This is a genomic window from Siminovitchia fortis (genome assembly GCF_007681465.1).
In the GTDB taxonomy this organism is placed as follows: domain Bacteria; phylum Bacillota; class Bacilli; order Bacillales; family Bacillaceae_C; genus Siminovitchia; species Siminovitchia fortis.
The window spans coordinates 1-21,150 of sequence record NZ_VEKZ01000056.1 but is presented as its reverse complement, the minus strand read 5'-3'; the positions used below and the strand labels follow the sequence as shown (position 1 = coordinate 21,150).

Below are 21,150 nucleotides of genomic sequence, written 5' to 3'. Positions count from 1 at the left end.
TTAATTTATTCTATACTGAATAAAGAATCCAATTCATAATAGGTTTCCTTTCCAATTAAACACCATTTTCGTTTATAATATACTCATTATTGAAAGTGAGGAATAGCCGTGAGACCATTATCCAAGCATGAACACCCTCCTTTGAAAAATGAAGAGCCGGCAGCGGTGCCTGTCTTTGCTTATGAATTGTTAAGAGACGTACTCATCCCGGAGCTGCTCGGCGGCGATACCCATGAAATTTCCTATTGGGCGGGAAAACATATCGCCCGGAAGTTTCCGCTTCTGTCACTGGATGAAGCCATAGAGTTCTTCAGGGAAGCCGGCTGGGGACATCTGCATATAGTCCACGAAAAGAAAAACGAATTCCTTCTGGAATTAAGCGGCGACATTGTCGAAAGACGGCTTGTGATGGGGTCAGACCCCTGCTTCCGTCTCGAAGCCGGGTTTCTTGCCGAACAGGTGCAGTCCATGAAACAAGCTGCAGCTGAAGCTTTCGAGGAAATCAACAAAAAACACGGCAAAGTGACGCTTGTTGTCCGCTGGGATCACAAAGCAATCCTGACAGATTAGAAATCCCTGAATATGTATCGCTGCATAAGCAGAGCCTGCCACCAAGAACAGGGCAGGCTTTTTTTTATTTTGAGGCTGCTTCTTCAAGTGCACCAAGTTCAAAGGCATCATGCAGATGCTGGGCGGCCGGCTTCATTTTATCGGCATCAACCAGTACTGACACTTTGATTTCGGATGTGCTGACCATTTTGGATTGGATTCCGTTTTCAGCCAATACGGCAAACATTTTCGCTGCCACACCCGGGTTTGAAACCATTCCCGACCCGACGATGGATACCTTGGAAAGGCCGGTCTCACATTCGATATGATCAAATCCGATTGCCTCTTTTTCCTTTTCCAACACATCAATCGCTTCCTGCCGGTCTTTATCCTTGATTGAAAATGACAGGTTCGCCTCACTGTCTGTTTGGCTTTGAATAATGATATCCACATCAATCTGATCGGCAGCCAAGGTAGAGAATACGGACGGAAGTCCCGTTATTTCATCTTTCAAACCAAATACTGTCATTCTTGTAATATTGTCTTCAAATGCAACACCGCGTACAATCAAGTTTTTTTCCATGGAAGCTTCCTCCTCAATTACTGTACCTTCTTCATTTTCGATGCTGGACCTTACTTCTAATGATACGGAATGATTTTTTGCAAACTCAACGGCACGAGGGTGCAGAACTCCAGCGCCAAGATTGGCAAGCTCGAGCATTTCATCATAACCAATTGATGCCAGCTTGCGGGCCTCTGTAACGTAGCGGGGGTCAGATGTAAAGACTCCGGTTACATCAGTGCAGATGGAGCAGCGTTCGGCTTTGAGCGCAGCCGCAAGGGCTACCGCAGTCGTATCCGATCCTCCTCTTCCAAGCGTTGTGATTTCTCCGTCTTCCGTCACACCTTGGAAACCGGCCGCTACGATAATTTTTCCTTCTTGTAAAATCGCCTCTAAATGATCCGTCTTAACATCGACGATTCTCGCATTATTATGCACTTTCTCCGTGATGATCCCTGCCTGCCAGCCGGTCAATGAAACAGCTTCGGCTCCCATTTCTGTCAAAGCCATCGACAATAATGAAATCGATACCTGTTCCCCGGTCGCAAGCAGCATGTCCATTTCACGCTTTGCGGGGTGGTCCGTAATCTCGCCGGCCAAGGTCAATAGCTGGTCAGTCGTCTTCCCCATTGCCGAAACGACAGCCACGACACTTTTACCATTTTCCTTTTCCGCGATGATCCTTTTCGCGGCATTTTTGATTTTATCCGTTGTGCTAAGCGACGAGCCTCCGAATTTGATGACGATGGTACCCATAATCTACCTTCTTTCGTTAGTAATAAAAAAAGCAATGAGAGTCTTCTCTCATTGCTTGTGAGTCACAGTTAAAATAAAAGTGAAAAAGCCACAACATGAGATAGCCCTCCAGTATGAATCACTTCATACTGACAATTCTGCATTTATTCAATAACAGAACCAGCAAAAATAATCATGGGGCTTATTTTCACTTCGGCAATCCTTCCCTTTCATAACCCTTCCTCAAAGCCCATGCTTCTCCGGGTTACTACTCTTTAAGGTTTGCGCCTCTATCAACTTATTGATTTCGCCTCATTATAGCACGAGGACTTTCCATATTCAACTATTCTTTCAATTTTTCCATCAAACTGGCTGCGATAGGCAGCGGAATGCCCAACCCGGTTATTTCGTCCAGGTCTGCTTCTTTCATTTTCTTCAATGAGCCAAAGTGCTTAAGAAGCTTTTGCTTCCTTGCCGGGCCGATGCCGGGCACTTCATCCAGGATGGACTGAAATGCCGATTTCCCCCTCAATTGGCGGTGAAACGTAATGGCAAACCGGTGAACCTCATCCTGAATCCTTTGCATCAGATAAAATTCTTGGCTGTTCCTTTCCAGCGGAACGGCAGCCAGCGGATCGCCGAACAAAAGCTGGGATGTTTTATGTTTTTCATCTTTTGCCAATCCCGCCACCGGAATGTCCAAGCCAAGCTCATCCTCCAATATGTCTTTTGCCGCTTCAATCTGGCCCTTTCCTCCATCAATCAAGATGAGGTCAGGCAACGGCAGGCCCTCTTTCAGCACCCGTGAATACCTTCTCCTGACAACCTCTCTCATAGATTCGTAATCATCCGGCCCTTCCACCGTCTTGATTTTATATTTCCGGTATTCCTTCTTGTCTGGCTTTCCATTTATAAAGACAACCATGGCCGATACCGGGTCGGCCCCCTGGATATTGGAATTGTCAAATGCTTCAATCCGGTACGGCGTATAGATGCCCATCGCTTCCCCAAGCTTCTCGACAGCTCGGATTGTTCTCTCTTCGTCCCTTTCGATCAGGGCGAATTTATCATGCAGGGAAACCTTTGCATTTTTTTCAGCCAACTGGACAAGATCCTTCTTTTGTCCCCTTTTCGGTATGAGGATTTTTGTCTGAACCAACTGCTCCGCCATGGATGCGTCAACGGAATCGGGTAAAAGGATCTCCCTTGGCTTGAAATGCTGGGGCTGGAGGTAAAATTGTCCTAAAAACGTAAGAAACTCTTCTTCCTGATCACCGTATACCGGGAACAAAGATACATCCCGTTCGATCAATTTTCCCTGACGGATAAAAAACACCTGAACACACATCCACCCTTTATCGATTGCGTATCCAAACACATCCCGATCGATAAAATCGGAAGAAATGATCGTCTGTTTTTCCATCGTCGTTTCAATGTTGCTGATTTGGTCCCGATATTCCTTCGCCCGTTCAAAGTCAAGCTGATCGGCGGCTTCGACCATTTTTTGCTGCAGTTCTTTTTTGATCGTCTTATACCCCCCGTTTAAAAAACGGGAAATTTCATCTGTTATCTGCTTGTACGTTTCCTGTTCCACTTCGTTGACACAAGGCGCAAGGCATTGGCCAAGGTGATAATATAAGCAGACCCTGTCAGGAAGCGACTGGCATTTTCGTAAAGGGTAAAGCCGGTCGAGCAGTTTTTTCGTTTCATGGGCCGCCTGGGCATTCGGGTAGGGCCCGAAATATTTCGCTTTGTCTTTCTTCACTTTTCTTGTGATGATCAACCTTGGGTGGCGTTCATGCGTCAATTTTATATAAGGATAGCTCTTATCGTCTTTGAGCAGGACGTTATACTTCGGAGAATGTTTTTTAATCAAATTCATTTCTAAAATAAGTGCTTCAACATTGGAAGAAGTCACAATATATTCAAAGTCCTGTATTTCAGACACAAGCCGCTGCGTCTTCGTATCATGGGACCCCGTAAAATAAGACCGAACCCGATTTTTTAACTTCTTCGCCTTTCCCACATAAATGATGGTACCCTGCCTGTCTTTCATCAAATAACATCCGGGATGGTCAGGCAGGATTTCCAGTTTATTTTTTATCATTTGATTCAAGGAAGTGACCTCCCATTCTGAAATGCGCAAGCGCCCGTTTAGCGACGTACAAACGGAAAAGCGGAGGACGGCTGTTTAGGGGCGACAAGCGCTGGAGGGCAATCCAGTGAAGTCGTTCTTTGACTTCATTGGATTGACCGAAGCGACCTCGAGCCCCTGCCGTCTGAAGCTAGACACTGGAGCCCTCCGCAATGAGATAAAGGAAACACGGCGAGGTACGAGCCGATGTTGACTTATCGTAGTGCTCTGAGCTTACTTCCTCGAATAAACATCCACGCAGAAAAAGCGAAGCTTTTTCGAGGAAAGGATGGCGAAGTTTGCCAGTCGCTGGGCGCTGAAGCTGGACAAAGAAAAGATTCTTTTAAATTACCTTCAAAAAAAATCCGAGCTGCCCGCTCGGATTCCTGAACATCTTACAGATGTTTGTTTACTAAATCTGCCAATGCTTCTTTTGGCTGAAAACCTACAGTTTTATCAACAACTTCGCCGTCTTTCATTACAAGCAAGGTCGGAATGCTCATGACTCCGAACTGGCTGGCTGTATCTTGGTTTTCATCAACGTTCACTTTTACGATTTTTGCTTTATCTCCAAGATCGCCGTCCAATTCTTCAAGAACTGGAGCAATCATTTTACATGGACCGCACCAAGGTGCCCAAAAATCTACAAGAACGACTCCTTCGCCAGTCTCAGCTTTGAAATTTTCGTCTGTTGCATTAATAATAGCCATTTTTTTACCTCCTAATATACTATCCGAAGCTAAGGCAAGTATATCATCAGGCTTTCATACGCGCTAACAATTTGCCTATACCTTAATATACCCTAGGCAGAATTGTTTACACGCCGCATTTCCTAGGAGGAGGCTTTCATTTTCCGGAACTCTTCTGTCAATAATGGCACCACTTCAAAGAGGTCTCCGACAATGCCATAGTCGGCTACATTAAAAATGTTCGCTTCCGGATCTTTGTTGATGGCGACAATCACTTTGGAATTAGACATTCCGGCCATATGCTGAATGGCTCCCGATATTCCACATGCGATGTAAAGATCCGGCGTAACCACTTTTCCGGTTTGCCCGATTTGAAGGGAATAGTCGCAGTAATCAGCGTCACACGCACCGCGCGAAGCTCCTACCGCGGCTCCAAGAACGTCTGCAAGCTCCTGCAAAGGCTTAAATCCTTCAGCGCTTTTTACGCCTCGGCCGCCCGCAACGATGATTTTTGCCTCTGATAAGTCCACACCTTCGCTCGCTTTCGTGATGACCTCTTTAATAATGGTCCGCAAGTCTTTTATCTCAGCTGAAACTGATGTCACTTCGCCGCTCCTTGATTCATCCTTCTCCAATGGATCAATGTTGTTTGGACGGATCGTAAAAAATGTAATGCCTTCGGTAATGACCTGCTTCTCAAATGCTTTCCCCGAATAAATCGGACGGATAAACACGATGCCGTCATCGCCTTCTTCAATGGCCGTGACATCGGAAACAAGTCCTGTGTTCAATTTGCTGGCAATCTTTGGGGACAGATCTTTTCCAAGGGCTGTATGCCCAAAGACGATGCCGTCCGGGTTTTCTTCATTAACTACTGCCATGAACGCCTGTGAAAAACCGTCTGAAGTATAGTGCTTTAACTGTTCGTCTTCCACTGTGATGACGCGGTCCGCTCCGTAATGGATCATCTCTTCCGCTTTATCTTTCACTGAATCGCCGATCAGAACAGCGGCCACTTCTCCGCCTTCAGCTATTTTCTTTCCTGCCGCAATCGCTTCAAAAGAAACATTCCTTAAGCTGCCATCCCGGAGTTCACCGAGTACCAATACTTTTTTTGCCATTGCTTCAAACCTCCTGTTTCTCTGTAAATGGGATGTTAGATTACTTTACTGAGCAAGCCTGCAAGTTCTTTTACCTGGTCCTCCAATTCGCCCTCCAAAATCCGGCCCGCCTCTTTTTCCGGAGGAAGGAATATTTCAACCGTTTTCGTCTTGGGCTCGACATCATCTTCATCAAGGTCCAAATCATCCAATTCCAATTCTTCCAGAGGCTTTTTCTTTGCCTTCATGATTCCCGGCAGGGATGGATAACGCGGATCATTCAATCCTTGCTGGGCAGTGACGAGCAATGGAAGGGATGTTTCAATGATCTCGGAATCACCTTCAACATCACGGACGATTTTGACTGTTTCACCTTCGATTTCAAGTTTGGTGATTGTCGTTACATAGGGGATATCCAAAATATCTGCAACACGCGGACCGACCTGTCCTGAACCGCCGTCAATGGCAACATTTCCTGCCAATATCAGATCCGGCTCTTTATCTTTAAGGTATTCCGCCAGAATGGCAGCCGCTGAAAACTCATCATAATCGTCCAAATCGTCTTCAACATCAATCAGCGCCGCTTTATCGGCGCCCATTGCCAATGCAGTCCTAATCTGCTTTTCGGCATCTTCCTCGCCGACAGTAACGACAGTCACCTCTCCCCCATGCTCATCGCGAACGCGGATGGCTTCCTCGATCGCATATTCATCATAGGGATTGATGATGAATTCTGCCCCGTCTTCTTCAATCCGGCCGTTTGAAATGGAAATTTTCTCTTCTGTGTCGAATGTTCTTTTCATCAGTACGAAAATATTCATTGATCGAACCTCCTAAAATATGAAACTTATAATGCTATTACTCTCCAGAAAAATTCGGCTCTCTCTTTTCAATAAAAGCCCGGATTCCTTCCTGTCCGTCCTTCGTAGTGAAGACTTCGCCAAACTTTTTCGCTTCCAGCTTGACTCCTTCATAAAAGCGCCCGTCCTTTCCGTACTGGAGAAGCTCGATGGCAGCCTTCAGAGAGGCCGGACTCTTCTTGGCGATTGACAGAACCATTTCCTTCGCTTCGTTCAACAGATCTTCCTCCGGATAGCTTTGGTTGGCCAAGCCCCATTGCACCGCTTCTTTGCCTGTGAGCGGTTTGCTTGTAAAAAGCATTTCCGCCGCCTTGGCTGCCCCTACATACCGCGGCAGACGCTGCGTTCCGCCAAAACCGGGTATCAGCCCAAGCTGCAGTTCAGGAAGCCCAAGCTTCGCATTGTCGCTCACTAGCCGGATGTGGCAGGCCATTGCCAGCTCAAGCCCGCCTCCAAGCGCTGCTCCATGGATAGCAGCGATAACCGGCTTCGGGAACGATTCAATTTTTTCAAAAACCCTTTGGCCGTCCGCGGCCAGTTCGGTAAACGCCTCACCGTTTGGGACTTCTGTAAATTCCTTTATATCCGCTCCAGCGGAAAAGAAACGGCCTTCGCCAAATAGAAGAATTGCCCGGACATCTTTATCGTTCTCAAGTTCATCCAATTGCCGATCAAGCTCCCTGATTACGGCCGTTGAAAGTGCATTGGCCGGCGGCCTCTCCATCTTAATGAAAGCAGCATTGTTTTCCTTTGAAACCGACAGAAACTCCATATTAATCGGGCCCCCTTTAAGAGTTTTTTACATGCATCCATTCAGAATCAGTTGGTGTACTTTCGGGGCGAGCGCGACCAGGTCATATTTATGTTCATTCATCACCCAGGTTGTCGCTGTTTCATCCATTGTTCCAAAAATCATTTGCCTGGCCAGCCGGATATCCAGATCTGAAGCAAACTCGCCGCGTTCTTTGCCATATTCCAGAATGCTTTCCAATACGCTTAAATATTCTTTTAGCACTTCATTAATTTTAAAGCGCAGATCTTTGTTGGATTGTCTTAATTCCAATTGGGTGACAATCGCCAGCTTTTTGTCCGAGGATAAAATTTTGAAATGGCTTTCAATCATTACGAACAATTTCTCCGCAGCTGTTTCTTTTCCTGCAATCACTTCGTTGATTTTTTGAACAAACATGGCCATTTTTTCCTTGAAAACCGAAATGAGGACATCTTCTTTATTTTTAAAATAAAGATAGATCGTACCGTCTGCCACCCCGGCCTGTTTTGCTATTTTCGAAATTTGTGCCTGATGGTAGCCGTTTTCGGCGATGACAACGACGGCCGCTTCAATAATTTGTTTATACTTTGGTTTATTCCTTCTCACTAGTTTCACCTTCTGCAGCAAAATGAATGATTGCTCATTCATAAAAATATGATAAATCTAATATAATTTTCTGTCAAGGAATTATTCTTCTGTAAAAAAACTGGGCTTATATTCAAAAACAAGCGCCTGATCATCGACGTATGGTGAAAGTGAGAATTTGTTGGATTGGACAAAACATTTGGCTGATAGGCGCTAAAAACCTGATGCCCAAATGGTTGATTATCCGAGCTTTTCTTCCTGCTCCATTTTCTTTCTCTCTTCATCAACAAGATTACGCCGCAGAATTTTTCCAACAGCCGTTTTTGGAAGTTCATCCCTGAACTCATAGATTCTTGGAACTTTAAATGCAGCCAAATGCTTGCGGGCAAATTCATCCAGCTGTTGCTCGGTTACACTTGCCCCTTCTTTTAAGACGACATAGGCTTTGACTGTTTCCCCTCTATACGCATCCGGCACACCGGCGACAACAACTTCCTGGACTGAAGGATGTTCGTATAGCACTTCCTCTACCTCACGAGGGTATATATTGAACCCTCCAGCAATGATCATATCCTTTTTTCGGTCAACGACATAGAAATATCCTTTTTCGTCCATATATCCCAAATCTCCGGTCAATAGCCATCCGTCTTTCATTGTCTTTTCCGTTTCTTCGGGCATATTCCAATAACCCTTCATCACCTGCGGCCCTTTTACTGCAATTTCTCCGACTTCCCCCGGCGGCAAAGGTTCCCCGTTTTCCAACGAAACGATCATGGCGTCGGTGTCAGGCCACGGTATGCCTATGCTCCCTTTCACCCGCTCGCGGTCCCAAAGGAAGTTGGCATGTGTAACAGGGGAGGTTTCCGTCAAACCGTACCCTTCAACTAATTTTCCTCCGGTCGCTTTTTCGAATTTCTCTTGGACTTCTACAGGCAGCGGAGCGGATCCGCTTATACAAGATTCGATGGAGGATAAATCGTACTTTTTAATATCCGGGTGATTCAACAGGCCGATATAAATTGTCGGTGCTCCAGGAAATAGAGTCGGCTTCTGTTTATGGATCGTTTTCAAAGTGTTTTTTGCATCAAATTTCGGAAGCAGGATTATTTTATAGCCCTGCATGACTCCTAAGATAAGTACAGTTGTCATTCCATAAACATGGAAGAGCGGAAGCAAACCGAGAATTTTTTCCTCACCCTTTTTCATCTTATAGAGCCAGGCATCGCAGGCAGTTGCATTGGCAATCAAGTTTTTATGGGTGAGCATGACGCCCTTCGGATTTCCTGTTGTACCACCGGTATATTGCAGGAGGGCCAGGTCATCGTCAAAATTAAATTCTATGGGAACCTCATCAGGGGAAGCTCCATTCATGATTTCCTTAAAGAGATGCTGGTTGCCTTCATGCTTTACCTTGACGACGATTCCGCTATCCCGCTTTTGGATAAATGGATAAATGACATTTTTGGGAAAGGGCAAGTAATCTTTGACAGCGGTTACAATCACATGCTTAAGATCCGTATTTCCCATCACTTTCATGATCCGCGGATACAGGAGATCAAGCCCGACAATTGCTTTGGCACCTGAATCCTTCATTTGATACTCAAGCTCTCTTTCCGTGTAAAGAGGATTCGTCTGAACAACAATCGCACCTGCATAAAGAATCCCATAATAGCTGATGACCGCCTGCGGAGAATTCGGAAGCATGATCGCCACCCGGTCTCCTTTCCTGATGTCGAGACTGCGCAAATAATTGGCCAATTTAAGGGAACTTTCGTAAAGCTCGCGGTAAGTCAATTCTTTCCCCATAAAATGAATAGCTGTTTTGTCAGGGTACTTTTTGGCTGTATCCGTCAAATATTGTTGTACCGGTTTCCTCTCATATTCCAATGTTTTGGGAATAGTGTCGGGATAAAGATCCAACCAAGGTTTCATAAATTTACATTCCTCCTTTTTCTGATGAACAGTTAGAAAATTTTAAACTTATGAATATTATATTACAACGGTGGGCACCAGTACAACCAAATGCCCAAATTATCGGAAAAACCGCCTGTGTCCGACAGGCGGTTTATGCTCGTATTAAATAGATAATACCGACTATGATAAAGATGCTGCATACTACAAACAGCACTTTTGCCAGTTTTTCCACTGCTTCCTCCTTAATGAATGCCGGAGCCGATGACATAAGACAGTCCTGCGGAAATGACCATCGACAAAAAGCCAACGGCACGGTTGTCTTTTTCAATCTCTTCATCAATTTTAAACTTTGGCGTCAAAAATTCAAAGATAAAGTATCCAGTCAACAGAAGGAAAAAACCGTACATTCCCCAGCCGATCATCACAAATAAAGAGTCATGATGCAGGATGGAATGCCTAAAAATATTGGCAATCCCAAAAATCTTTCCTCCGGTAGCCATTGCAACCGCTACATTCCCTTTTTTTATTTCTTCCCAGTTTTTATATTTGGTCACCAACTCAAATATAAACAGGAACAAAACAATACAAAGAACAGTGACGCTGTAATAGCCCGCCGTTTGCACAAATGAATTTTCCCAAAAAGAGTCCATTCAGATCATTCCCCTTTTTAATAGGAGACTCGGCGGGCGCTACTTGAATTCGACGACTGTGACACCGCTCCCGCCTTCTCCTGCTTCTCCAAGTCTTATACGTTTGACAGCCCGATGATGTTTCAAATATTCCGTAACTCCTGATCGAAGGGCGCCCGTTCCTTTCCCATGGATGATGGATACACGCGGATAGTTGGCAAGAAGTGCGTCATCAATATATTTTTCCACTTCACGCAGGGCATCTTCATACCGTTCACCCCGAATATCAAGTTCAAGCCCAACATGATAGTCTCTTCCTTTGACGGTAGCAAGCGGCTTGGGTTCAGATTTCTGTTCCGACTTGATAAACTCCATATCCTTTTCGGCAACTTTCATTTTTAAAACACCGGCCTGTACCTGCCATTCGCTGTCGCCCGTTTTTTCCAGCAAAGTGCCTTTTTGGCCGAATGTGGTGATCATGACCTCATCCCCCGGCTTCAGTTTGCGCTTCTGCTTGGAAGCTTTAGCCTGCCCGGGTCCTTTATCCAATTGAGGAACTGCAGTATCGAGCCTCCGGCGTGCCTCAATCAGTTCGTGTTCTTTTACTTTGGCACCACTTTCCAGTCTCATTTTCCGCAATGAATGGATCACTTCTTCGGCTTCAATTCTAGCTTTTTCTATCACTTCGGCCGCTTTTTGCTCGGCCTTATCATACATTTCCTTTTTACGTTCATAAAACTCCGCCATCTGCTTCTGGAGATCCTGATGAAGCTTTTCGGCATTTTTCAGATAAAAATGGGCCTCTTCATAATCTTTCTCTGCCTCCCGGCGGCTCTTTTCCAAAGAAGCAATCATGTTTTCCACTTCATTGCTTTCCGTGTCTATGAACGATTTTGCATGTGTAATGATTTCTTCTGAAAGCCCCAGCCGTTTGGAAATTTCAAATGCATTGCTCCGGCCGGGCACACCGATCAGAAGCCTGTACGTCGGCTTTAGAGTCTCCACATCAAATTCGACGCTCGCATTGATGACTCCTTCACGATTATAGGCATATGCTTTCAATTCCGGATAATGGGTCGTAGCAATCACACGGGCTCCCCGGCTGTATACATCATCCAAAATGGAGATGGCCAGGGCCGAGCCTTCCTGGGGATCCGTCCCTGCACCAAGTTCGTCAAAAAGGACAAGACTTTCATGATTTACATGCTTCAAAATATCTACGATATTAACCATATGTGAAGAAAAGGTACTCAAACTCTGCTCTATCGACTGTTCATCGCCAATATCCGCAAAAACTTCCTGAAAAACAGCCAGCTCCGATCCCTCTGAAGCAGGAATATGCAGCCCCGCCTGCCCCATCAGGGTAAGAAGCCCCGCCGTTTTCAGTGTAATCGTTTTTCCCCCTGTATTCGGCCCTGTTATAACAATTGTGGAATAATCCGTTCCAAGTGTAATATCATTGGCCACGACTTCTTCCGAAGGGATCAGCGGATGCCGGGCCTTAAATAATTGGATCCGTCCCTCTTTATTAATGCCGGGCCTCGTTGCCCTCATCGATTTTCCAAAACGGGCCTTTGCAAAAATAAAATCCATGGACTCCAAGACTTTTACAAGGACATGCAGATCATCCGCCGCTTCAGCCACTTTACCGGATAGTTCGATAAGAATCCGCTCGATTTCCCGATTTTCCTTTACCTGGAGTTCGCGAAGGCCGTTATTCAGATCAACGACTGCCTGCGGTTCGATGAACAGGGTCTGCCCCGAGGATGATTGGTCGTGAACGATACCTTGGTAATTGGAGCGATACTCCTGCTTGACCGGGATGACGTAACGCTCATTCCGGATGGTGATGATAGCGTCGGAAAGCATTTTTTGTGCATTTCTTCCGCGGATAAGGCTCTCAAGCTTCTCCCTTATCCTGTTTTCGTTTCTTCTTTTTTGCAGCCTGATGCTCCTTAATTCCGGGCTTGCGGAATCAAGCACCTCACCGCCTTCATCAATGGCGTTCTTAATGTCTTGCTCCAACGGTGCCATCACGGCTATTTGATCGGCCTTTCCCGCTAAAATGGGTATTTCCAATCCGTTATCCTCAATAAGATCCTCGATAAAACGTTTCATTGAACGGCCTGTATGGATCGTACTTCCGATTTGTACAAGTTCGGCAGGATTCAGCACTCCGCCGATTTGTGTACGCTTAATATGCGGGTTGATATTAAAAATCCCGTCCAAAGGGGCATGCCCCTTTAATCTGAGTACATGCGCAGCTTCATCGGTCTCCTCCTGAAGCAAAACAACCTCCTCAAAAGATGTGGACGGCTTCAGATTTCTGATCCGTTCCGCTCCAAGCTCAGATGCTGCGAATTCCTCCAATTGCATGAGGATTTTATTAAATTCAAGCGTCTTCAATATTTTTTCATTCATGAACTTTGTTTTAAGTCCCCTTTCCAAAATGCCTAATCATTTCTTTGTAAAAACTTGGCCAATTCATCCGGCTTCCAAGTATTGATGACAGATGAGCCTTGAATCCAGCCTCTTCTGGCAAATGATGCGCCAAGCTGCATGAACTCAAGGTTTCCGATATTATGCGCATCCGTATTGATCACCAATTTCACACCCTGTTCCTGGGCATGCCTTAAATGTTCCGCAGCCAAATCCAGCCTTGCGGGATTGGCATTCAGCTCCAATGCCGTATCCGTCTCCTCTGCCAGCTCAATCAGCCCTTTAATATCAACATCATAGCCATCACGCCTTCCGATCAGCCTGCCAGTCGGATGAGCGATAATGTCCACATGTGGATTTTGCAAAGCGTTTCTCAAGCGCTCCATGATCTTTTTCCGTGGCTGTGAAAAGCTCGAATGTATGGATGCTATGACAATATCAAGTTCAGCCAGCAGTTCGTCTTCATAATCCAGACTTCCGTCCGGCAAAATATCCATTTCAATGCCCGATAAAATTAAAATATCGTCATACTTCTCATTTAGCTCTTTAATTTCCTCGTTCTGTCTTTTAATCCTGTCAACAGTCAGGCCGTTGGCCACTCTCAAAAATTGGGAATGGTCCGTGATGGCCATATATTGATAGCCCTTTTTCCGGCATGCTTCCACCATTTCCTCTATGGAAAAAGCTCCGTCCGACCAGGTTGTATGCATGTGAAGGTCGCCTTTTATATCTTCAATCCGGATTAATTTCCGGCTGCCGTCATACTCATCAACCTCTTTGCCATCCTCCCTGATTTCAGGCGGTATAAACGGCAAATCAAAGTGATGGAAAAAGTCGCTTTCCGATTGAAACGTTTTTATTTCACCTGTTTCGGAATTCTCCACACCATATTCGCTGATTTTTTCCCCTCTTGCTTTTGCAAGCTGACGCATGCGGACATTATGTTCCGCCGAACCGGTAAAATGATGCAAAGCTGTAGCAAATTCATGGGGAGCCACAATCCGGAAGTCGACGGAAATGCGGTATTGCCCGCCTTCCACCATTAGGGTCACTTTTGTATCCCCGCTTGCCGTAGCTTCTCCAAAACCTTCAAGTTCCAGCAATTGCTCTTTGACGGCCTGCGGATGTTCCGTTGCAATAATAAAATCAAGATCCTTGATCGTTTCCCTTACCCTCCTGAGGCTTCCCGCTCTCGAAAATTTCGAGATTTCCTTTATTTCTTTCAAGGAAGCTTCAATCAGCTCCGCAATCGGGATCATATATGAAATCGGCAGCCGATCCGGCTGCTTGCCCATTGAAGCCAGTGCCTCCATGATATTTTCTTCTGTTTTTTTGCCAAAACCTTTGATTGTCCTAAGCTTGCCCGCTTCGCAAGCTGCTTTCAGAGATTTGACATCAACAACATTAAGCTCTTTATATAATCTGGCGATGCTCTTGCCGCCAAGCCCGGGAATCTGCAGAAGGGGAATTAATCCTTTTGGCACTGTTTCCTGAAGTTCCTTAAGGACAGAAGAAACGCCGTCTTCAATAAATTCCTCAATGACGGCAGCTGTTCCCTTTCCGATGGACGGAATTTTTGTAAAGTCTTCGATTTCAGATAAACTTCTGTCATCCGCTTCCAATGAAGCAGCCGCTTTTCTGAAAGCGGCCGTCTTAAATGGATTTTCCCCTTTAAGCTCCATATAGACGGCAATCTGCTCCAATAAACGAATGACATCTTTTTTATTTACTCCCATTTCTGTCACCAACCGTTCTCCATTCTCCTGCCTCTCATTTTATCAAATAAGATTGCTAAAAGAAATGCGGATGAGCCCGTTTAGCGACGTACAAACTGGAGCACTCCGCAATGAGATAAAGGAAACACGGCGACGGAGGAGCCGATGTTGACTTATCGTAGTGGAGGAGTGTGAAGTTTGCTAGTCGCTGGGCTCTAAAGCTAGACATTAAAAGAAAAACTTCTCTTCGCAAAGAGAAGTCAGCTTTGGATATAGTCGATCCACAATTTTTTCAATTCAGCAGATAAAAAAGGTGTATAATTAATCATCCCTTTGGCAAGAAATGAACCATTGATTGCCTCCTGGATAGCCGGAATCGGCAGCAGTGCCGCGATATACAACAATATGAAAATCATCAAGTAAACTTCCAAAAATCCGAGAATGCCGCCGGCCCAGACATTCAACGTTTTTAAGATCGGGAGACTTGCAACAAAATCAAGCGCCGATCCAATGATGCCCAGTATTATACGAACAGCAAAAAAGATAATGACAAATGCTATGGCACGGTAAAAAGCCTCATCCATGCCTACTCCGTCAAAAACCATTTGCAATGTCTTCCCTGGATCAAGGTCCGGATACGGGATCCAAAGCCGGAGTTTCGGAGCCAAATCATCGTAATAAATATAAGCAACGATAAAGGCGGCGATAAAGCCGATCATATGAATCACCTGAAGGATGAATCCCCTTCTAAGACCGACAAAGAAACCAATGATCAAGATAATCAATAAAGCTAAGCTCAACATACGTATTTCATTCCTTTAGACGCGAAAGCTCTTGTTCCAGATGCTCCAGGCGCTCTTGAAGTTTGATTTGCTCATGGACAGCATTGACAGCCGTCAGAACGGCAAGCTTGCCGGTATCAAGATTGGGGTTCACCGATCGGATTTCCCGCATTTTCTCATCAACAAGCTCTGCGACCAGTCTCATATGCGCTGATGTCTCTGTCCCTGTAATGATATAATGTTGTCCATAGATTGTAACTGGAGTGCGGGTCTTTTCACTTGACGACAAAGTCATGCCCCCATTTCTTCATGTAAAGCTTGAAAAATATAAAACTACTTTTTCATGTAAAAAATCCTACCTTATATCATAACACGAATAAAAAAAGATGGGAATCATTTAAAAAATGAAGATCAGGAGAGTGCTGCCTTATGGCCAATACCGTTATTCAAACAACCTTTAAGGAAATTGAGAAGATGAAAGAATATTATCAGCCTTACCTTTCCGAAAAAAATCCACCTGGAAGTATTTTTTTTGCGAGGAAAAACGGCTGTGTCATTACTGCTTATAAATCAGGGAAAGTCATGTTCCAGGGAGCCGGAAACGAGGAAGAAGCGAAACAATGGGGCAATCCTGGCTTAAATCAAGCAAAAAACCCCGCTGCATCAAAGGTATCAGGAATGCCGCTGCCGGATAACATTTCGGAATTGTCAATCATCGGTTCGGACGAAGTCGGCAAGGGCGACTATTTTGGACCGCTTATTGTTGTAGCCGCATACGTAAAAGCTGATCAGATTCCCCTGATGAAAGAGCTTGGCGTAAAGGACTCAAAGCATCTGGCGGACTCCCAAATTATCAAGTTAGCCAAAGACTTGGCAACTTTTTTGCCATACAGCCTGTTAAAGTTGGATAATCAAAAATATAACAAGCTGCAGGCATCGGGCATGACGCAGGGAAAAATGACCGCCATCCTGCACAACCAGGCGCATAACCATTTACTTGAAAAAATTTCGCCCGAAAAGCCGGATGCCATTTTAGTCGACCAATTTGCCCAGGCTCCCGTCTATTACAAACACCTGAAAGGGCAAAAAATAATTCAAAGAGAGAAAGTCTATTTCAGTACGAAGGCGGAAGGCATCCATTTGGCAGTGGCGGCTGCATCAATCCTGGCACGCTACGCTTTCATCCGTGCTTTTGAGGATTTAAGCAAAAAAGCGGGATTTATCATTCCAAAAGGAGCAGGCGCCAAGGTTGATCAGGCTGCGGCAAGGCTCATTAAAGAAAAAGGTGTTTCCGCCTTGAACGAGTTTACGAAATTGCATTTTGCCAATACAGGTAAAGCGAAAAAGATTGCGGGGATATAAGTGAAAGGCTCGATCTGCGGGCATTGGCTCACGGGGCCGTTGTCCGGACAGCGCAGTTTCCTCCTTACACGGGCATTGGCTCACGGGGCCGTTGTCCGGACAGCCCGATTTTCTCCTTTCGCGGGCATTGGCTCACGGGGCCGTTGACCAGACAGCCCGGTTTTCTCCTTTCGCGGGCATTGGCTCACGGGACCGTTGTCCGGGCAATGCAGTTTCCTCCTTACACGGGCATTGGCTCACGGGGCCGTTGTCCGGACAGCCCGGTTTTCTCCTTTTGCGGGCATTGGTCCTACCGGTTTGTGTCAAATCTCGGAGGGTCATAAACGCTCATTTTCCTCTTGAGACTGCCCCGTTTTCGGTCTGGGAATAAGCGCCCAAAACAATATCATCGGAACTACATCTCCTCCATTCGACGGCCAAGATTCGGATACTTCTCCGCCACCTTTTCCATCTCCTCCAATGATTCATCCAATTCCATATGAAAGACATCGATATTATGGACATCGGATAAGAATTGGTATGCATCCGAAATATAGCCGGCCTGTCCATCAGTCAGCTTAATCGTGCTTTCTTTAAGGCCTTTCAACTGAGTAAATGAAAAATAAATATTTTCAAGCAATGATTGGGTTTTCAAGCCTGAACGATCCTTTTTCAGATACGTGGACGCAATGGCGTTTAGCTCCGTATAGCTCGAAAGGATGCGCTCGCTTTTTTCCACAAAAACGGTTGATTGATCTTTTGAAATAGCCTTATCTTTTTCTATTTGGCCTATCGGAATCTTGTTTAAAATATCCATTATACTTGCCTGCATGCTGTGTTGGTAACTTGTTGCCTTTTCTTCGGGAAAACCTTTGATCTCTGATCTTCCATATATGGTAAAAGTCGTAACAGCAATGAAAAATAAGCATAAATAGACAGGAAGCCGGTTCTTTTTCATGGCCTTGCCACCCTTCTGATCAAAATATCTAAAACGCCAATCAATTGACTATCCTAAAATAAATCGTTAGCATGTTTTTTAACGCGACGGATGAGAAGAGTCAGGTGATTCGTAATGACAGGAACAAAGAAAACGCATAAACCATGGGTTCTTGTTTTGACCGTAGGTCTCGGCACTTTATTGAACCCATTGAATTCATCGATGATTTCTGTGGCGCTGACAAGGATGCAGCAGGAGTTCGAACTCACATTTGCCGATGCTTCTTGGCTTATTTCTGTGTTTTATCTTGCCAGTGCGGCCGGCCAGCCTGTCATGGGAAAATTAAGCGATATGTTCGGCCCGAAGAGAATGTTTTTGGCAGGGCTTGTTACAGTGGCAGCCGCTTCAATGCTGGCACCGTTTTCTCCTAACTTTCCTTTTTTGCTTGGGTGCCGGGCTTTACAGGCGATTGGCAGCTCCACCCTATTTCCGAGCGGTATGAGCATTGTCCGGACAAGCATCACGAAAGGACAGGCGAAAGCCTTGGCAACGCTTTCGATTTTCGCATCGACATCCGCCGCTTTTGGTCCATCCATCGGCGGGCTCTTGATTGATTCATGGGATTGGCCCTCCATTTTCATTGTAAACTTTCCTTTTATCATTGTCTCATTTTTCATGGCCATTTTTATTTTACCTGAAAAAGGCCAGGGGAAGTTTGAACTGGCGCGCATCGACTTTCTTGGCATCACCCTGTTTATCATTGCAGTGATCGGCCTGATTCTGTTTCTCTTATCATTGGAAACGCATATTCATTGGTGGGCATTCATTGTCTTTATCGTTTCGTCCGTCAGTTTCTACTATTATGAAAAGAGGCAGTCGGAGCCTTTCATTGATGTCAGAGGACTGAAAAAGAATACGAACGTCACGCTGATTTATTTGCAGTTTATCACTATAAACCTTGTTTATTATTGTTACTTTTTCGGTTTCCCGACGTTTTTGCAGCAGGTGAAAAAATACAGCCCGGGAAATACCGGCTTAATTATGCTTGCCCTGGCGGGATTCGGCGTCATCGTATCGCCGTTCGTCGGCAGGCTGATTGACCGCCATGGACCTAAGCCTGCACTTATTACGGGATCTGCCATCCTGTTTTCCGGAACGGCCCTCCTGCTTACATTGCGTGAAACATCATCCCTTTTATGGCTTCTGGTCATCATGGCCGTTTTGGGAATGAGCAATGGATTCAGCAATATTTCCATGCAGACAGCCCTGTATGAGCATGTCAAACCGGAAGATACAGGCTCAGCATCGGGACTTTTCCAGACCAGCCGGTATCTGGGTTCCATTTTATCATCCAGTTTGCTGGGACTGGCTTTTAACCGCCATTTGGACATCCAGCACCTTCACAATGTTGCGATGATCTGCCTTATTTTCTGCCTTTTGGTATTCTATCTTTCCATCAGGCTTCCTGGGCGTGGAAAAGTGAAAGGACATTCCTAATCTAATTAGCGGTCTGACCCCCGGCGCGGTAACGCGTTAAAGTAGGATGAAACATTCCTTATTAAATTGGAGAGATTTTATGTGTATCATTTTTATTGCTTACCGTTACCATCCAAATTATAACCTGATCACAGCGGCAAACCGTGACGAGTTTTACAAACGTCCTGCCAAGCCTGCGCATTTTTGGGATGACCATCCGTCCATTTTGGCCGGCAGGGATCTGGAGCAGATGGGCACATGGATGGGGGTTACCCGGACCGGCAGATTTTCCGCCCTGACCAATTACAGAAACCCCTCAGAATTTGAAAAAACGGATAAAAAATCAAGGGGCCATATCGTTCGCGACTTTTTGGCAGGTGACGAAACCCCATTTAACTTTTTAAAAAACCTTCAGCAAGAAAGATTGCATTATAAAGGTTTTAATTTATTCGTTTCAGATGGGGACAGCCTTATGTATTACTCTAATATCGGCAACGAAATCAAACATCTGGAGCCTGGAATTTACGGGCTGAGCAATGACCAGCTTGATACTCCGTGGCCCAAAGTTGAAAAAGGCAGGCAGCAATTGAAGAAACTGCTGAAAAGCGGGTTGAACCATGAACGCCTCTTTGCCATTCTTGCTAATCAAGAGCCGGCTCCGGAAGAGGAATTGCCGCAAACAGGCATTCCCTTGAAGCTGGAAAAAACATTATCTTCAATCTTTATCAAAAGCCCCGATTACGGGACGCGCTGTTCAACTGTTCTGACGATTGACCAAGATCAATATGTCCGCTTTATTGAAAAGACATTTGGGCCAAACGGGAAGCATGAAAAAGATTTCACTTTTAAGCTGGAGAAAAGCTAAGAAGCTGCTATTTAGCCATAGCAGCTTCCTATTTTTTCGGCAAATGAATGACGACACCTTGGACAACACGAATGTTCTCATCATCAATCTGCCCTTCGCGCTCATCCTCTTTTTTACTCCAGTTTCCAATAAGACAAAAGAGTGCAATCCCGTAGCTTGTGAGCTGGATTGCCTTCAAAATACCGCCGCCAAGCTGCTGATCATAAACTGCTGTCAGCGATGGAAGCAGATCTCCAGCCACCGCCGCATACACCGGATAGTGCGACTCGCTAATCCCCACCAGAAGAAAAATACCGATTGGCATCAACAAAACTGAGTTTAAAAAGATATAAGCCACCCTCGTGAAATACGAGAATTTGCTGATTTCCGGCAATGGCATAATAATCGTCCACCACATCAAGAAACCGGTAATAATAAGAAAAGTCTGGCTGATGACCGAAAGGACTGGGCTCTGCTGAATAATGTTAAAAAGCTGTGGTGCAAAATAAGCCGTTAACGCTCCGTTAAAAAGCAATGCAGCCATCCATGGGTGTCCAAGCAGCTTAATGGTAAATTTAAGCCGGTGATTCCAAAAGTATTGCCTGGCCCATTGAGGAGGCATGCTTAAAATAAACAATGGCAGCACAATGAACAATATTGTCATGACCTCGATTACATGGGCGCTGAAAGAAAAATAATCGGCCGCAATTTTTAAAGGGCTTCCTTTGACTATGTAAAGCGAAAGTGCCGCTGTATAAAAATAGGCCATTTGTTTTTTTGTAACATTGTAATTGGAAGAATGTATGATTTTTTTTGCGTAAATGACAGAACTCAACGCTATGACTGCAAAAGTGATCGGGCTCCACAACTCGTACCAGGTAAAGCTTGAGAAAACATCAAAATTCACAGTAATCCTCCTCCCCCATCATGGATGGCCGTGGCAGCGCTCATTTTATCCATTTAGGATGAAACAGGTTATAAGGATATTCTATCACAATTTTGCAAAACGTCTCCCCTATCATTCAAGAAAAGCGCAAGGCGCCCGTCTATCGGCGCAAAGCTAGACGAGCGCTGAAGAAGGCGTAGT

The 21,150-nt window shown here is 45.2% G+C and carries 19 protein-coding genes and 1 riboswitch; of the genes, 4 read left to right on the top strand and 15 right to left on the bottom strand.

From position 1 onward, the window contains the following. Nucleotides 1–108 precede the first annotated feature (108 nt). Entirely contained in the window at nt 109–570 is a 462-nt protein-coding gene (locus FS666_RS15360) for a YslB family protein (RefSeq protein ID WP_144463169.1), read from the top strand. A 64-nt stretch (nt 571–634) separates the two neighbouring features. Here FS666_RS15360 and FS666_RS15355 read toward each other — a convergent pair whose 3' ends face one another. The 13 genes from FS666_RS15355 to zapA all read right to left on the bottom strand — a co-directional run bounded on the left by FS666_RS15355 (nt 635) and on the right by zapA (nt 15,754). Continuing rightward, nucleotides 635–1,867, bottom strand: coding sequence for an aspartate kinase (locus FS666_RS15355; protein WP_144463167.1), 1,233 nt, complete (start codon nt 1,865–1,867; stop codon nt 635–637). A 93-nt stretch (nt 1,868–1,960) separates the two neighbouring features. After that, nucleotides 1,961–2,147: riboswitch (Lysine riboswitch) on the bottom strand. Nucleotides 2,148–2,189: 42 nt separating this feature from the next. After that, the gene (gene uvrC / locus FS666_RS15350; protein ID WP_144463165.1) at nt 2,190–3,962 is read right to left on the bottom strand and encodes an excinuclease ABC subunit UvrC; all 1,773 of its coding nucleotides are present in this window, start codon (nt 3,960–3,962) and stop codon (nt 2,190–2,192) included. Between the two features lie 413 nt (nt 3,963–4,375). Beyond that, nucleotides 4,376–4,690: a thioredoxin gene (trxA, locus tag FS666_RS15345; protein WP_120075434.1), complete on the bottom strand. Its 315-nt coding sequence runs from the start codon at nt 4,688–4,690 to the stop codon at nt 4,376–4,378. A gap of 122 nt (nt 4,691–4,812) precedes the next feature. Then, entirely contained in the window at nt 4,813–5,790 is a 978-nt protein-coding gene (locus FS666_RS15340; RefSeq protein WP_120075432.1) for an electron transfer flavoprotein subunit alpha/FixB family protein, read from the bottom strand. 35 nt (nt 5,791–5,825) lie between these two features. Continuing rightward, on the bottom strand, nt 5,826–6,590 hold the full coding sequence (locus FS666_RS15335) for an electron transfer flavoprotein subunit beta/FixA family protein (protein WP_144463163.1): 765 nt from the start codon (nt 6,588–6,590) through the stop codon (nt 5,826–5,828). Between the two features lie 37 nt (nt 6,591–6,627). Then, nucleotides 6,628–7,401: an enoyl-CoA hydratase gene (locus FS666_RS15330; protein WP_144463161.1), complete on the bottom strand. Its 774-nt coding sequence runs from the start codon at nt 7,399–7,401 to the stop codon at nt 6,628–6,630. 27 nt (nt 7,402–7,428) lie between these two features. Further along, nucleotides 7,429–8,007, bottom strand: a complete 579-nt coding sequence (locus FS666_RS15325; protein ID WP_120075427.1) for a fatty acid metabolism transcriptional regulator FadR — start codon at nt 8,005–8,007, stop codon at nt 7,429–7,431. Nucleotides 8,008–8,226: 219 nt separating this feature from the next. Then, nucleotides 8,227–9,918, bottom strand: a complete 1,692-nt coding sequence (locus FS666_RS15320; RefSeq protein ID WP_144463159.1) for a long-chain-fatty-acid--CoA ligase — start codon at nt 9,916–9,918, stop codon at nt 8,227–8,229. A gap of 224 nt (nt 9,919–10,142) precedes the next feature. Then, on the bottom strand, nt 10,143–10,550 hold the full coding sequence (locus tag FS666_RS15315) for a DUF350 domain-containing protein (RefSeq protein ID WP_120075423.1): 408 nt from the start codon (nt 10,548–10,550) through the stop codon (nt 10,143–10,145). 39 nt (nt 10,551–10,589) lie between these two features. Next, complete coding sequence (locus FS666_RS15310; protein ID WP_144463157.1) at nt 10,590–12,950, bottom strand: endonuclease MutS2; 2,361 nt, start codon at nt 12,948–12,950, stop codon at nt 10,590–10,592. A 32-nt stretch (nt 12,951–12,982) separates the two neighbouring features. Then, a complete protein-coding gene (polX, locus tag FS666_RS15305; RefSeq protein WP_144463175.1) occupies nt 12,983–14,704 on the bottom strand; it encodes a DNA polymerase/3'-5' exonuclease PolX in 1,722 nt (573 codons plus the stop codon). Nucleotides 14,705–14,943: 239 nt separating this feature from the next. Then, nucleotides 14,944–15,486, bottom strand: a complete 543-nt coding sequence (locus FS666_RS15300; protein WP_144463155.1) for a CvpA family protein — start codon at nt 15,484–15,486, stop codon at nt 14,944–14,946. 7 nt (nt 15,487–15,493) lie between these two features. Beyond that, on the bottom strand, nt 15,494–15,754 hold the full coding sequence (gene zapA / locus FS666_RS15295) for a cell division protein ZapA (protein ID WP_120075417.1): 261 nt from the start codon (nt 15,752–15,754) through the stop codon (nt 15,494–15,496). A 140-nt stretch (nt 15,755–15,894) separates the two neighbouring features. On the opposite strand from zapA, the gene rnhC reads away from it, so the two are divergent. Then, complete coding sequence (gene rnhC / locus FS666_RS15290; RefSeq protein ID WP_144463153.1) at nt 15,895–16,827, top strand: ribonuclease HIII; 933 nt, start codon at nt 15,895–15,897, stop codon at nt 16,825–16,827. Nucleotides 16,828–17,221: 394 nt separating this feature from the next. Here rnhC and FS666_RS15285 read toward each other — a convergent pair whose 3' ends face one another. Then, nucleotides 17,222–17,764: a hypothetical protein gene (locus tag FS666_RS15285; RefSeq protein ID WP_120075082.1), complete on the bottom strand. Its 543-nt coding sequence runs from the start codon at nt 17,762–17,764 to the stop codon at nt 17,222–17,224. 114 nt (nt 17,765–17,878) lie between these two features. Here FS666_RS15285 and FS666_RS15280 point away from each other — a divergent pair, with 114 nt between their 5' ends. Both FS666_RS15280 and FS666_RS15275 read left to right on the top strand, forming a co-directional pair. After that, complete coding sequence (locus FS666_RS15280; RefSeq protein WP_144463151.1) at nt 17,879–19,240, top strand: MFS transporter; 1,362 nt, start codon at nt 17,879–17,881, stop codon at nt 19,238–19,240. A 79-nt stretch (nt 19,241–19,319) separates the two neighbouring features. Then, nucleotides 19,320–20,084, top strand: coding sequence for an NRDE family protein (locus FS666_RS15275; protein WP_144463149.1), 765 nt, complete (start codon nt 19,320–19,322; stop codon nt 20,082–20,084). A gap of 28 nt (nt 20,085–20,112) precedes the next feature. Here the strand turns inward: FS666_RS15275 and FS666_RS15270 are convergent, their stop codons facing one another. Then, nucleotides 20,113–20,970: a cytochrome c oxidase assembly protein gene (locus FS666_RS15270; RefSeq protein WP_144487900.1), complete on the bottom strand. Its 858-nt coding sequence runs from the start codon at nt 20,968–20,970 to the stop codon at nt 20,113–20,115. Nucleotides 20,971–21,150: the final 180 nt, after the last annotated feature.

What these genes read in the sequence shown, in the direction of transcription:
- FS666_RS15355 (WP_144463167.1), bottom strand. Translation starts at nt 1,867, where the DNA reads ATGGGTACCATCGTCATCAAATTCGGAGGCTCGTCGCTTAGCACAACG.
- trxA (WP_120075434.1), bottom strand. Translation starts at nt 4,690, where the DNA reads ATGGCTATTATTAATGCAACAGACGAAAATTTCAAAGCTGAGACTGGC.
- FS666_RS15340 (WP_120075432.1), bottom strand. Translation starts at nt 5,790, where the DNA reads ATGGCAAAAAAAGTATTGGTACTCGGTGAACTCCGGGATGGCAGCTTA.
- FS666_RS15335 (WP_144463163.1), bottom strand. Translation starts at nt 6,590, where the DNA reads ATGAATATTTTCGTACTGATGAAAAGAACATTCGACACAGAAGAGAAA.
- FS666_RS15330 (WP_144463161.1), bottom strand. Translation starts at nt 7,401, where the DNA reads ATGGAGTTTCTGTCGGTTTCAAAGGAAAACAATGCTGCTTTCATTAAG.
- FS666_RS15320 (WP_144463159.1), bottom strand. Translation starts at nt 9,918, where the DNA reads ATGAAACCTTGGTTGGATCTTTATCCCGACACTATTCCCAAAACATTG.
- FS666_RS15315 (WP_120075423.1), bottom strand. Translation starts at nt 10,550, where the DNA reads ATGGACTCTTTTTGGGAAAATTCATTTGTGCAAACGGCGGGCTATTAC.
- FS666_RS15310 (WP_144463157.1), bottom strand. Translation starts at nt 12,950, where the DNA reads ATGAATGAAAAAATATTGAAGACGCTTGAATTTAATAAAATCCTCATG.
- polX (WP_144463175.1), bottom strand. Translation starts at nt 14,704, where the DNA reads ATGGGAGTAAATAAAAAAGATGTCATTCGTTTATTGGAGCAGATTGCC.
- FS666_RS15300 (WP_144463155.1), bottom strand. Translation starts at nt 15,486, where the DNA reads ATGTTGAGCTTAGCTTTATTGATTATCTTGATCATTGGTTTCTTTGTC.
- rnhC (WP_144463153.1), top strand. Translation starts at nt 15,895, where the DNA reads ATGGCCAATACCGTTATTCAAACAACCTTTAAGGAAATTGAGAAGATG.
- FS666_RS15285 (WP_120075082.1), bottom strand. Translation starts at nt 17,764, where the DNA reads ATGAAAAAGAACCGGCTTCCTGTCTATTTATGCTTATTTTTCATTGCT.
- FS666_RS15280 (WP_144463151.1), top strand. Translation starts at nt 17,879, where the DNA reads ATGACAGGAACAAAGAAAACGCATAAACCATGGGTTCTTGTTTTGACC.
- FS666_RS15275 (WP_144463149.1), top strand. Translation starts at nt 19,320, where the DNA reads ATGTGTATCATTTTTATTGCTTACCGTTACCATCCAAATTATAACCTG.